This window comes from Segatella copri (assembly GCF_019249655.2).
Taxonomy (GTDB): Bacteria; Bacteroidota; Bacteroidia; order Bacteroidales; family Bacteroidaceae; genus Prevotella.
This window is the reverse complement of sequence record NZ_CP137557.1, coordinates 706,718-719,341: the sequence shown is the minus strand read 5'-3', so window position 1 is coordinate 719,341 and position 12,624 is coordinate 706,718. Positions and strand designations below refer to the sequence as shown.

The 12,624-nt window shown below is 45.7% G+C and carries 12 protein-coding genes; 11 read left to right on the top strand and 1 reads right to left on the bottom strand.

Translation table 11 applies throughout. From position 1 onward, the window contains the following. The first annotated feature begins 29 nt into the window (after positions 1-29). The 10 genes from KUA49_RS02790 (at position 30) to KUA49_RS02745 (ending at position 10,126) form a co-directional block, all read left to right on the top strand. Positions 30-1,913 (top strand): phosphoethanolamine transferase, encoded by a 1,884-nt coding sequence (locus KUA49_RS02790; protein ID WP_218411909.1) that lies wholly within the window; start codon positions 30-32, stop codon positions 1,911-1,913. Continuing rightward, a complete protein-coding gene (locus KUA49_RS02785) occupies positions 1,910-3,055 on the top strand; it encodes an acyltransferase family protein (RefSeq protein WP_218411910.1) in 1,146 nt (381 codons plus the stop codon). Before KUA49_RS02790 ends, KUA49_RS02785 begins: the two co-directional genes overlap by 4 nt. Before the next feature lie 48 nt (positions 3,056-3,103). Further along, on the top strand, positions 3,104-3,853 hold the full coding sequence (locus tag KUA49_RS02780) for a hypothetical protein (protein ID WP_218411911.1): 750 nt from the start codon (positions 3,104-3,106) through the stop codon (positions 3,851-3,853). Between the two features lie 132 nt (positions 3,854-3,985). After that, positions 3,986-4,387 (top strand): hypothetical protein, encoded by a 402-nt coding sequence (locus KUA49_RS02775; protein WP_218411912.1) that lies wholly within the window; start codon positions 3,986-3,988, stop codon positions 4,385-4,387. Positions 4,388-4,451: 64 nt separating this feature from the next. Further along, entirely contained in the window at positions 4,452-5,462 is a 1,011-nt protein-coding gene (locus tag KUA49_RS02770; protein WP_217762736.1) for an acyltransferase family protein, read from the top strand. Positions 5,463-5,473: 11 nt separating this feature from the next. Further along, a complete protein-coding gene (locus KUA49_RS02765) occupies positions 5,474-6,379 on the top strand; it encodes a decaprenyl-phosphate phosphoribosyltransferase (protein ID WP_218411913.1) in 906 nt (301 codons plus the stop codon). Between the two features lie 66 nt (positions 6,380-6,445). After that, positions 6,446-7,087 (top strand): HAD family hydrolase, encoded by a 642-nt coding sequence (locus KUA49_RS02760; protein ID WP_203041155.1) that lies wholly within the window; start codon positions 6,446-6,448, stop codon positions 7,085-7,087. Positions 7,088-7,138: 51 nt separating this feature from the next. Then, positions 7,139-8,149 carry an acyltransferase family protein gene (locus KUA49_RS02755; RefSeq protein WP_218411914.1) on the top strand — a complete coding sequence of 337 codons (1,011 nt, stop codon included), beginning with the start codon at positions 7,139-7,141 and terminating at the stop codon, positions 8,147-8,149. A gap of 86 nt (positions 8,150-8,235) precedes the next feature. Beyond that, entirely contained in the window at positions 8,236-8,673 is a 438-nt protein-coding gene (locus KUA49_RS02750; protein ID WP_203041157.1) for a GtrA family protein, read from the top strand. Positions 8,674-8,686: 13 nt separating this feature from the next. Further along, positions 8,687-10,126: a DUF6080 domain-containing protein gene (locus KUA49_RS02745; protein WP_218411915.1), complete on the top strand. Its 1,440-nt coding sequence runs from the start codon at positions 8,687-8,689 to the stop codon at positions 10,124-10,126. A 23-nt stretch (positions 10,127-10,149) separates the two neighbouring features. Here the strand turns inward: KUA49_RS02745 and KUA49_RS02740 are convergent, their stop codons facing one another. Continuing rightward, positions 10,150-11,022, bottom strand: coding sequence for a beta-1,6-N-acetylglucosaminyltransferase (locus KUA49_RS02740; protein ID WP_256624768.1), 873 nt, complete (start codon positions 11,020-11,022; stop codon positions 10,150-10,152). A gap of 258 nt (positions 11,023-11,280) precedes the next feature. Here KUA49_RS02740 and KUA49_RS02735 point away from each other — a divergent pair, with 258 nt between their 5' ends. Continuing rightward, the gene (locus tag KUA49_RS02735; RefSeq protein WP_218411916.1) at positions 11,281-12,618 is read left to right on the top strand and encodes a DUF6080 domain-containing protein; all 1,338 of its coding nucleotides are present in this window, start codon (positions 11,281-11,283) and stop codon (positions 12,616-12,618) included. Positions 12,619-12,624: the final 6 nt, after the last annotated feature.

Sequence of the window (12,624 nt, the reverse complement as noted above, 5' to 3'; positions counted from 1 at the left end):
AAATCACATTTAACAACAAATAGAAAGATATGGGTTGGAAAGAAATTATCAAGAAGTGCCTGAGCTTAGTTTCGGCTCCTATTCGCAGGAATGCGAACTTCTTTGTGTTCATGTACTTATTAGGCATGATCAGTTCTATCGTGACCACACCAGCCAAGGGGTCTTTGTATGGTAATCTGTTCCTGGAACTCTTTACCGACCTCTACATCTTGTGTGCCATCCTCGCCATCTTCCCTAGGAAGGTGCGTTTGGGCTTGCGTGGCGTGCTATACCTTATATTATATAGCGTCGCTGCCGCCGACACCTATTGCTTCGTGAATTTCGGTGCCACGCTCAATCCTTCTATGCTGATGCTGGTGGGCGAGACCAACAGTTCGGAGGCTAGCAGTTTCCTCTCGGCGCTCATCTCTACGGAAGTCATCTTCAGTAGTGTGGGCTGGATTTTACTCCTGGCACTCATCCAGATACTCATCGCCCTCTTCCGCAAACAGCTCATCAAGGTTTACGTCTTCCTCATCACCGTACTCGAATTGGCTTCGCTCAAAAAACGGTTGATGGCCATTCCCCGTATGACGGCTGCCATGCCAGCCACCTTCGGTATCCTCTGTCTGGCGCTCCTGATTACAGGCGTCTGTACTTCCTGGCACAACAAGGCGGCTTATCACAAGCTCATGAATGGAAGCACCATCGGTGAAGTGGAGCATATCCTGACGGAGAAAAACCATGCCGTGCTCTATCTGCCAATCTACCGACTCCACTTCAGTATCTACGCCAACCAACTGGCGGCACATCAGATTACCCAACTCATCCATGCTGCCCATGAGGTGAAGGTAGATAGCTGCAGCTATCGCTCGCCTAACATCGTATTGATTATCGGTGAGAGCTTCGGTCGCCATCATTCCCAGCAGTATGGCTATTTCATGAATACCACCCCTCTGCAGGTGGCATTGGAGAAAAGCCGCAAACTGACCAAGTTTACCGATGTGGTAACCTGCTGGAACCTGACCAGTTTTGTATTCAAGAACATGCTTTCTACCCATGTTGTGGGCGAGAAGGGTGAATGGTGCGACTATCCGCTCTTCCCGGAGGTGTTCCGCAAGGCAGGCTATAACGTTACCTTCATCACCAACGAGTTTCTTCCACAAGCCAAGGAGGCGGTTTATGATTTCAGCGGCGGCTTCTTCCTGAACAACCCGGAACTGAGCAAACTGCAGTTTGACCATCGCAACACCCAACTCCACGATCTGGACGATGGACTTCTGAAGGATTACGACGACAGTTTGAAGAACTTCCAGAAGGAGCACAACCTCACCATCTTCCATCTGATGGGACAGCACGTGAACTACAAACAGCGCTATCGCATGAATCAGGGCAGATTCTGGGCAAGCAGTTATGAGGATAAGCGCCCTGAGCTGACCAATGCGCAGCGCAAGATGCTGAGTCATTACGACAACGCCACCCTCTACAACGACTCCATCGTGGCACAAATCGTGAAGCGATTCCAGAAACAGGATGCCATCGTCATCTACGTGCCAGACCATGGCGAGGAATGCTATGAGGAGAACCGCGGCTTCATCTGCCGCAACCACTCTGCCAATATCGACTGGCCTCTGGCACACTATGAGTTTGAGATTCCATTCTGGATTTATTGCTCACCGAAGTACATCAAGGCTCACCGCAAGATTTACAAGCAGATACGTGCCGCCAAGGACAAACGATTCATGACCGATGCCCTGCCTCACCTATTATTATATCTGGCAGGCATCGAAACTCCAACCTACAAGGAAGAGTACAATATCCTGAGTCCGAAGTACAACGAAATGCGCCCACGCATTCTCAAGAACTCTGTAGATTACGACAAGCTTCGTGATGAATATTATAAGAAACAAGAAAAGAAAGGAGCAAAGAAATGAATCAATCGATACTTTCAAGAAATGCATGCAATGCATTGAGAGGACTTGCCATCATCGGCATCTTCCTGCACAACTACTGTCATTGGCTCGGCCCTATCGTCAAGGAGAACGAGTATCAGTTCTTCCTGCGCAACGCTGACTGGCTGACACAGGTGCTGGCGAATCCCGACATCAACCTGCCAATCCACCTGCTGTCGTTCTTCGGCCATTACGGTGTGCCCGTGTTCCTCTTTCTGAGTGCCTACGGACTGGTGATGAAGTATGAGGCAAAACCGCATATCACAGCAGAACAGCAAGCCCAGATGTATAGCATCTCGGGCAAGAACCAATCGTGGAGAATCAATTGGCGTGAACCTCTGCGCTTTATACGCTATCATTATCTGAAGCTCTTCAAGATGATGATTGTGGGATACGTGGCATTCACTCTGATAGATTACATCACCCCGGGTTCTCGCCACTACGAGGTATTGGGCATCGTTTCAATGTTGGGCATGTTTAATAATGTGCTGCCTAATCCTGACGACATCATCTGGCCGGGTCCTTACTGGTTCTTCGGTCTGATGCTGCAGTTATACATCGTATACCGCTTGTTTCTCTATCGCCGTCATTGGGGATGGACGGTGGGACTGATGCTTATCTGCATCGGCATCCAGCTCATCCTGGGCTTCGATAATCCAGAAAGCGAGGCGATGAACCGCTACCGCTACAACTTCATGGGCGGCATGCTGCCATTCGGACTGGGCATCCTCTATGCCCGCTATGGCGAGAAGATACTCATGACCTTTCATTCGCCTATCACCAATTTCTTCGGCTGCATCTTCTGCATCTCGCTGATTTACAGTTTGAGTCTTAACATGATAGGATGGACCTTTGTTCCGTTCTTCATCTGTCTGCTCTGCGTACTCGTGGCAGAGATGCTGCAAGACATCAGTTGGCTGTCAGGTATTTATAAGGTATTGGAGTGGATGGGCAGCATATCAGCCGCCCTCTTCGTGAGTCATCCGATTACCCGCAAAATCTTCATTCCTATCAGTCGTCATGGCGACATCTATGCCGGATTGCTGCTCTACATCATTGCCAGCATCTGCATAGCGTGGCTCTTTACCCAACTGATGAAGAAAATTCCGAATCCGAAGTACTAAACAAAGAGACAACCCATCATGCCAACACTCTCAAATAAGAATATAGTTATGACCATTGCTTCCCTGGCAATGGTCATAACCTTTATTGTTTATATAGAACATCATCATTGCCAGGAACAACTGTTGGCTCTATCGGGTGCCATCAGCAGTATCATGGCAAATGTCACGCATAGCAACAACCTCAATCTCCTGCTCATCGTCTGCATCATCGTTGTCGCCCTGTTAGATATCATCATCTATGCTTATCAAATGAACCAGAAGAAAAGTTTAACGATAAGAAGAATGAAAGGTGATATGAACGAGATACAGGCAGAAATAGCAACAACAAAAGACAATTTCACCCAAGAACTGGCTGAAGTATCCCGAAAACTGGAATCGCTCATCAAGAAAGACCAAACCGTAATCAACAGACAGAAAGAAGAACTAGCCAGCAAAAACAACAGATTAAAGGAACATACAAAAGACATCGCAGCCATTAGTGACGGTTTAAAAAGCCTGTATTATATTCTGAATGATGAAGAGGATCTCAAGTTAGACAAGCAGCAGATAGAAAACATCACCAAATGCTACAGACTGATAGACGAAGACTTTGTTTCTCTTCTTGAGCATTTAAAGGGGAAACCGATCACCCCTAAAGAAGAGATGCTTAGCATTCTTTGGAGAATCGGAAAGGACAAGGAATCCGTGATGAAGATTCTAGGACTATCCAAAGACGGCTATCGCCAATTGAAATTTCGCACGTTGAAAAAGCTCAAGCAAGAAACTTCATTCAAGCGTTTTTGTGATAATCTGGAGTAATTATTCAAATCATTTGATTTCATATCGTTTGGATATCAATGATTTACAAGAAACGCTCTATAACATGCTATTGCATATTCCAAAAGAATCTGTTACCTTTGCAGTCAATTATTCACTCAAACCAAAAAGAAAATGACAGATATTCTTGTTCTTACATTGACCCTTCTCATCGCTTGGGGTGCCTATACTCTAGTAGGCAAAAACAGCAATGAAAAAAGCAAAGGCATATTGAGTCTGGCTTATATCTTCTGCATCATGACCGCCATGGAATATTACCAGGGAGGCATTGCGGGATGCATCGTTATCCTAAGCATTTCACTCGCACTCATATTCCTTCGTTATTTATGGAAGTCAGGACATAAACTTCCATGGACTATCACTCTTCTTGCCGAATGGACCTTCCCCATCGTTTTCTATAACACACTGGATAGATTCAGCGGACTATCCAGCGGAATATGTTTGGCAATTACACTTGCATCCACCCTCATAGGATTGGGAATTATCGTTTTTATCATCTTCAAACAAGAAAAATAACTCCTTTCATTTCGTTGAATCATTTTTTTTATGTATTTTTGCACAGAAGTATATAAAAACAAGAATGAATTGGAAGATTAAAGACATAGAACTGGCGAATATCAGCAGATTTCGCGGAGAATTGATGGGAGCGGCGATGCTCTTCATCATCCTCTTTCATGTGGCATTGCCTAGGGAAGACGCCTTCTACGGACTCCGAAGGATGGGCAATGTAGGAGTAGATATGTTCTTATTCCTCAGCGGAATAGGACTGTGGTTCTCGTGGATGAAAACTCCTTCGGCAAGGCATTTCTTCATCCGCCGCTATCTGCGCATCTATCCCACCTGGCTCATCATCGCCTGTCTTTTCTATATTCCTGGCTTTCACGGCGGAAGCACCTGGAATTGGATCAATCTCTTTGGCGAGATAACCATCAACTGGGGATTCTGGCTGCACGACGAGCTTAACTTCTGGTATATTCCTGCCACGATGATGCTCTATCTCTTTGCCCCTGCCTACATGGAACTCATCAAACGGCATCCTATCTACCGATGGCTGCCGGTGGTGATGATTATGTGGTGCATCCTGGTACAATACGTTACGCCCATCCATCATGCCGTAGGACATCTTGAAATATTCTGGAGTCGTGTACCTATCTTCTTCATCGGCATTAACATGGGAGAGATGGTGCGACAGAAACAGACGCTGGATGGTGCATCGATATGGATGATATGGCTCATGTTCCTGATGACCCTGATGGCAAGCATCTTCCTGGAGCAGGAGAAACACGGCATGTTTCCACTCTTTCTGGAGCGCATGCTCTACATCCCGCTCACCATCACCAGCATCCTGCTGCTCAACCGTATCTTCCGCCGCACTCCCCATTGGTTCAACCGAAGCTTTATGCTTGTAGGAGCACTCAGTCTGGAATGTTATCTTATCCATATCCACTTTGTACTCAAATACATAGAGCCTCATCATTGGGGCTATTGGCCTACCTTCTTTGCCTGCATAGGCATCACTCTGCCTGCAGCATGGATACTGAGTAAGATAGCAGGATGGATTTCCAGAGAATTATCTAAGATTATCAAATAAAAAAGGTTTTTATGAACGAGAATAAAACAAAAGATAGTAAAGGTTTTGCTGCCTTGATGCGACTGATTCGCCCCAAGCAGTGGATTAAGAACATGTTTATCTTCGTGCCACTTTTCTTTGGTGGTGCCCTATTTCATACCGATGCCTTGCTGGCTGGCTTGATTACCTTCATAGCCTATAGCTTTGCTGCATCGAGCATCTATTGCTTCAACGACATCTATGATGTGGAGGCAGACCGCCGCCATCCCGTGAAATGCCATCGTCCGATAGCATCGGGAGCGGTGAGCGTAAAACAGGCATACGGACTGATGTTCCTGATGTTTGCCCTCTCGATGGGAGCGTGCAGTTTGCTCGATTCATGGAAAACAATGGGCGTCATTGCCTTCTATTGGCTTTTAAATCTCTGCTATTGCGCCAAGCTCAAGCAGTATGCCATCATCGATGTATGCATCGTAGCCTTCGGTTTCGTGCTCCGTCTGTTGGCTGGTGGTATAGCCACCCAAATCGTTCTGAGTAAATGGATTGTGTTGATGACTTTCCTTATCACCCTCTTCATGAGTTTTGCCAAGCGCCGCGATGACGTCTTGCGAATGGAGAAGACGGGCGAGGCACCTCGCAAGAATACCAGCAGATATAACCTCACATTCATCAATCAGGCGATAACCATCACCGCCTCAGTTACCCTGGTATGCTACATCATGTACACCGTGAGCCCAGAGGTTATCGAGAATTTCCACACAGAATACCTCTATCTTACCAGTGTCTTCGTATTGGTAGGCTTGCTGCGCTACATCCAGATAGCCGTGGTTGACCAGAAAAGTGGCGACCCTACGAAGATTATTCTGCGAGACAGAATCACCCAGTTTATCGTCCTCGCCTGGCTACTTTCATTCCTCTTCCTTATCTATATAGAATAAGGAGAGCACATCTTTATAAAAGAGTACATCTTTATAAAAGAGCACATTTTAAACACGGAAAAAGAAATGAAGAAGAAATTATATTGTTTCGATTTCGACGGAACCCTCACCACGAGCGATACATTGCTTGAATTCATCAAGTATGCCAAGGGAAAGGGACGCTTTCTGATGGTATTCCTGATGTATAGCCCCTTACTGGTGCTGATGAAGCTGCACCTTTATCCTAACTGGAAGGCAAAACAGCAGATTTTCGCCCATCTCTTCGCCGGAATGCGCATCGAGAAATTTGATGCGCTCTGCCGTGGTTTTGCCGAAGAGAATCAGCATCTGCTCCGTCCCAAAGGTATTACTTTGGTACATGAAGCATTGGTTGCAGGGGCAAAAGTATTCATTGTCAGCGCCAGCATCGACAACTGGGTACGCCCTTTCTTTGAGATCCGCAACCTGAAAGGCATCCAGGTTTTGGGTACTCAGATAGAGGTAGTAGATGGCAAACTTACAGGCTATTTCAAGTCGAACAATTGCTACGGCAAGGAGAAGGTGAACCGCATTACAGAGGCACTAGTCTCTTCGCAAGCATCACATTCTGAATCTGCAAAATCTTTCGAGCGTTCTGAATATGAGATAGAAGCCTTTGGAGATAGTCGTGGCGACAAAGAGATGCTTGCCTTCGCCGACAAGGGACACTTCAAACCATTCAGAGAATAATAAACTTCCTGTTACAGAAAATAACATGATAAGAAATACTGAGAATATAACATGAAAAGAAATACAGACCTCGACTTGATACGAGCCATCCTCATCATTCTCATGATATTGATTCATATTGTGAGTTTCGGCAATACATACCCACATCTGAAGGCTGGCATTCTCTCGTTTATGATGCCTACCTTCCTCATCATCACGGGTTATCTTGTCAATATCGAGAAAACCGGAAGACAGATGAGAAACTATCTGAAATGTCTCGCCCTGCCCTATGTCATCATGGTGACAGGATTCTCAGTCCTCTCCTATTATATGCCGGTGAGAGATGGCATCACAGAGCTCTCCCTCTCCCAGATAGGCGAGAAAATCTTCATCACTTCCATCGGGCCCTATTGGTTTATCCAAACTATGATTATCTGCGGAACCCTCTATTACTTCAGCTTCCGTGGAAGGAATTGGAATGATTTACACAAGAATTATACAAAAAGAGATACCTATGCCAGCCTTTTCGTCTTCGCACTTACGCTGCTCCTGATATCAGAAACTCCAGCCCTATCGGCAAGTGCGGCTGCCTATTATTTCATCGGTGTAGTTATCCGACAGAGCAAGACGGAGTGGAGCAAGCTGTTCCGCCACGAATTCTTCGCCATTTTCCTGTGGATTTATCTGCTCTACCGCGATGACTGGTACGACTGGGGCAACCTGGCCATCGTCTTCTCCTGCTGGTGCTGTATCAGTTGCCTGCTGTTCCTGCAACACCTGCTCGATATTCCAGAACGCTTCAAGGATTTCAGTCCCATGATAGAAAAAGTGGCAAAGGTGACCAACAGAATCAAGGACACCTTATTATATATAGGGCGCAACACGCTGCCTATCTATCTCTTCCACCCCATCTTTACGATGGCTGCGAAGTTCTATCATCCCCTCTTTGCCTGGGATCCGAGCGAGATTTCGTTTGCTGCCGTCACCGTTATCCTTGCCATTATAGGCAGTCTGCTCATCGCCAAGGTGATGGAGAAGACCAAACTGGCTTATCTCTTCGGAAAAGGGAAATTATTAAGATAAATCCAGACAGATCAATATTTTGTAGAAAGAATATTTGCTAAATACAGGAAAAAGGCGTATTTTTGCACGCCGAAAAAGATAAAACGATGAATATCAAGAACAAGATAAACAACATGGATGACTCCAAACGAGAGAAGTTGGGCGAAGTCATCAGATTCGGCATTGTAGGCGGACTAGCCACAGTGCTGCAATATGGCATCTACCTGGCCATCATGCCAGTGTTGAGCCATTTCATTCCACAATTGGGCGACCATACTCTGGCTACTGCCGCCAACACCATCGCCTATGTCGTGAGTTTCATCTTCAACTTCATCGCCAGTACCCGCTATACATTTAAGGTGAAAGCGAATGCCAAACGAGGAGCAGGATTCACACTCTCGCATGTCGTCAACTATTCGATGCAGACCATCTGCCTTAACCTCTTTGTTGGTCTGGGGCTAGCTAAACAATGGGCGATGATTCCAACGCTCTGCATCTGCATTCCTGTAAACTTCTTATTGGTAAGATTTTTCTTAAAGAAATAGAAAAGAGAAAGAAATGAAAAAGGTATTCGATATTTTTAGAATCAAGCGAGAGGAAAGAGGAGCGGCACTCGTGGCACTTATCATAGCATGTGCCCTCAACGCCCTGACTATCATCAAGTACTACGCTCAATTCTCGCAAATCACAGATAGCTATCATAAGCTTTTCGTCAAAACCTTCCATGTGGCAGGTTTCGACCCACTTACCTACAGCATTGTATCTCACTGGGACACAGAATACAATGTATATCGCCACCCGCTGCTGGCGTTCTTCATGTATATTCCCAACCAAATCAACCAAGCGTGTATAGAACTCACGGGAACAAATGGTGTCCAGTTGATTGTGGGAGCCATTCTGGTATTCTGTGCCTTCTATTCATTCATCTTCCTTTACAGGATATTCAGAGAAGTAATTGGTACCGAGCGCTTTGATGCCAACCTACTCTCTGCGTTCTATTTTTCATTTGCCTATGTGATGGTTTCGGCGATGGTACCCGACCATTTCATCATGTCGATGACGATATTGCTCTGTACGCTCTATATCACAGGCGTCTGCATCAAGAAAGGCAGAAAGCTCACCATCTGGCAAACCATCCTGCTCTTCGTATTTACCGCAGGTGTTTCACTCAACAATGGTTTGAAAACCTATCTTGCTGCTCTCTTCACCAACGGCAGGAAGTTTTTCGGAATCAAATACTTCCTGCTAGGCGTCATCCTGCCAGCTGCCCTCATGTGGGGCTTTGCAAGATGGGAATACCGTACCTTCGTATGGCCTAAGGAGATGGCCCGGCATGAGGCTAAGATGAAGAAAAACAAGGAAGCCACAGCCAAGATTTACCAACAGTATCGGGATACTGCTCAGGTAAAAGACTCGGCAAAGGTAGAAGCAGCCGTCAAGAAAATCATCAAAGACAAAGCACACGCCAAATATGTGCGCGACCATAAACAGATATGGAACAAGAACACAGGCAAGCCTATCGCCAAGGGCGAATTCATGAACTGGACCGATAAAACAACCTCCAGAGGCGAAACCCTGGTAGAGAATTTCTTCGGCGAAGGCATCATGCTGCACCAGAAGAACCTCCTGGGCGACGTATTACGCAACCGTCCGGTCATCGTGAAATATCAATCGCCCGTCAATTATGTGGTAGAGGCATGCATCGTTCTGCTTTTTGTACTTGGAATCCTTGCCGGAAGGAAGTCTAAGTTCCTATGGCTCACCATGACGTTCTTCCTGCTGGATGCCGCCCTCCACATCGGTTTGGGCTTCGGCATCAACGAGGTTTACATCATGACGGCACACTATATGTATGCCCTTCCTATCGCCATCGCCTTCCTGGCGCTCAAGGCAAAAGAAAAGAGCATCAAATGGGGATTCAGAGGATTGATGATCGCCATCACCCTCTATCTTTGGATAAGCAATGGCTATCTGCTGGTGAGCTACATGCTAGGATAAGAAGCCTGAACCACAAGAAGCTGTTATCCAAAAGAAGCCTTGATCCAATGGATGATATCCTCATGCTTCATATCAAACTTACGGGCAAAGAGGCGGTTGCTTTGCTTCAACTCCTCTTTGTCTGCTAAGGTCCAGACGTATGGATTCCCTCGTTTCCAATCAATGAGTCGCATGCAGCCTTCGTATTCATCTTTTTCTGAGTACAAGGCGGCTCTGAAGGCAGGATGGTTCCACACCAGGGTTTGTAAGAAGAATTCATCAGGACAGAATGTGTAATTGAATCTCTTCAACACAAACGGCTTCTGGCTCACCACATACTCCACGCATGCCTGCGTGATGCTCACCCAGTTGGCACCTTTGGCAAAATCCATCTTTGGGCGATGCAGGAAAGGCATAAGCAACATGGAAAGATATTTGTTGAGTCGCTTGGTGATGGCATTCAATGCCCCATACTTCGAACGGGTAAAACTCGTAAAGAGCCAATAGCGCATCATCTTCCTGCGGCAATCCCATTCAAATTCCGCACCATGATTAATGCCCACAAACTCCTTACCCTGATGCTCATCGAAGAACTGATGAATGTAATCCTGCGATTTAATAGGCAAATCCTGTCCACTCAGCAGATGGTAGTAGGCATAAGGTCCATGCTTCAAAGCCTCCTCGAAAAGCACATACTCCGCCTTAATCTGACTCAGATTTCCCCAACGCACATCTACCCTCTGTTTCAAAACAAAGAGGCGGGCCTTGGAAAGAGCCAGCGGTTCGGCACCATCAAGCATATTCGATTTCCGGTCGATATGCAGAAATATATCATTTCGCTCATCATCGAGCATCGACAGCAATACCCTAAGAAGCGGCAAGCTGCCATGAGCCATTATCAGGAAAGCATGTTTCATTGTTACTATCTTTATCTGTTTTACTGTTTCAAATTACCATATTCACATCATGGAAAACTCCATCAATATGGACGCAAAGATACATCAAATAAAAGAGAACACAAAATAAAACTCCGTTTTTATCTAAAAAAGCCACAAAATAAAGCTTATCATTTTGAAGATTCAGAAAAAACAATTACTTTTGCAGCGTTAAGCCGATAATGCCGGATGCATCTATCCGACAAAAGGAGAAATAGAACAAGAGAAAATAATCAGAAAATGAACAATATATTTAAGATTAAAAAAGAAGAAAGGCTCTTTGCCTTGATTGCACTCATCATTATCATCGCCTTCAATGTGCTGATGATAACCTATCATTTTGAAGATTTCGGCAAACCGAAGGCTGGATTCTGGACGCTCTTTACCAAGAACTTTCAGATTTCAGGTTTCGACCCATACACCTATCTTACCCTCTCGAAGTGGAAGGTGTATTACACGGAGTATCGCCATCCCATGCTCCCATTCTTCCTCTATCCTTTCTCGGTACTGAACGGTTGGCTGATAGAACTCACCTCAAGAAACTGGGCGACTACCATCGTAGCGGTGATGATGACTTTCTTCTCCACCTACTCCACACTCTTCTTCCGAAGAATTTTCAGAGAAGTGATGCAGTTGAAGGCAATAGACAGCAATGTGCTTACGGCAATGCTCTTCTCCTTTGCCTACGTGCTGCTCGTCACCTTTGTGGATGACCATTTCGGCATGTCGCTTTTCTTCCTGTCGATGACACTTTATATAGCAGGCAAGCAGCAGCTGGAACACAGAAGCATGCCTTGGTGGCAAAGTGCCCTGCTCTTTTTCTTCACAGCAGGCATCACGCTGAGCAATGGCGCCAAGACTTTCCTTGCTGCCCTCTTTACCAATGGAAAAAGACTCTTCCGTCTGAAATATCTGGCATTGGGAATCATCTTGCCTACCCTGCTGATAGGTGCTGCAGGCATTTATCAGAACAAGGCATTCATTATTCCTAATCGCCTGGAAGGAGAACGACTCGTTGCTAAGAAAGCAGCAAAAGACAGCACCTTTAGGGCAAAAATGGAACAGAAACAAAAGCACGATAAGGCTATCGCTGGCAAGAAAATCCAGAAACGAGGCATGCTTTCATGGGCTGATATGTCTATCTCCCGTTCTGAATCATTGGTAGAAAACGTTTTTGGCGAATCGCTTATCCTTCATAGAGAGCATCTGTTGGAAGATATCCACAGCCATCGCCCGATTTTCGTGAAATACCAGACTCCTATTCCTTATATCATAGAGGGTATCATCGTCGTTTTGCTGTGCATAGGCTTTTGGATGGGAAGAAAATCAGCCTTTCTCTGGCTCACAGCCTCATGGGTGGCATGCGATGCCTTCATTCATCTGGTAATGGGATTCGGACTGAACGAGGTTTATATCATGGCTGCCCATTGGGCGTTCATCATTCCAATCTGTATCGGATACATCATCAGAAGCTGTAAGGAGAAATATCTGCCTTATCTTCGTGGAGGACTCGCAGTCATCACCATCTTCCTGTTCTTCTATAACAGCACGCTGATATTCGAGTATCTAACAAGATAAAAAAGT

Coding starts and splice junctions, on each gene's coding strand:
- KUA49_RS02790 (WP_218411909.1), top strand. CDS start 30: ATGGGTTGGAAAGAAATTATCAAGAAGTGCCTGAGCTTAGTTTCGGCT.
- KUA49_RS02785 (WP_218411910.1), top strand. CDS start 1,910: ATGAATCAATCGATACTTTCAAGAAATGCATGCAATGCATTGAGAGGA.
- KUA49_RS02780 (WP_218411911.1), top strand. CDS start 3,104: ATGACCATTGCTTCCCTGGCAATGGTCATAACCTTTATTGTTTATATA.
- KUA49_RS02775 (WP_218411912.1), top strand. CDS start 3,986: ATGACAGATATTCTTGTTCTTACATTGACCCTTCTCATCGCTTGGGGT.
- KUA49_RS02770 (WP_217762736.1), top strand. CDS start 4,452: ATGAATTGGAAGATTAAAGACATAGAACTGGCGAATATCAGCAGATTT.
- KUA49_RS02765 (WP_218411913.1), top strand. CDS start 5,474: ATGAACGAGAATAAAACAAAAGATAGTAAAGGTTTTGCTGCCTTGATG.
- KUA49_RS02760 (WP_203041155.1), top strand. CDS start 6,446: ATGAAGAAGAAATTATATTGTTTCGATTTCGACGGAACCCTCACCACG.
- KUA49_RS02755 (WP_218411914.1), top strand. CDS start 7,139: ATGAAAAGAAATACAGACCTCGACTTGATACGAGCCATCCTCATCATT.
- KUA49_RS02750 (WP_203041157.1), top strand. CDS start 8,236: ATGAATATCAAGAACAAGATAAACAACATGGATGACTCCAAACGAGAG.
- KUA49_RS02745 (WP_218411915.1), top strand. CDS start 8,687: ATGAAAAAGGTATTCGATATTTTTAGAATCAAGCGAGAGGAAAGAGGA.
- KUA49_RS02740 (WP_256624768.1), bottom strand. CDS start 11,022: ATGAAACATGCTTTCCTGATAATGGCTCATGGCAGCTTGCCGCTTCTT.
- KUA49_RS02735 (WP_218411916.1), top strand. CDS start 11,281: ATGAACAATATATTTAAGATTAAAAAAGAAGAAAGGCTCTTTGCCTTG.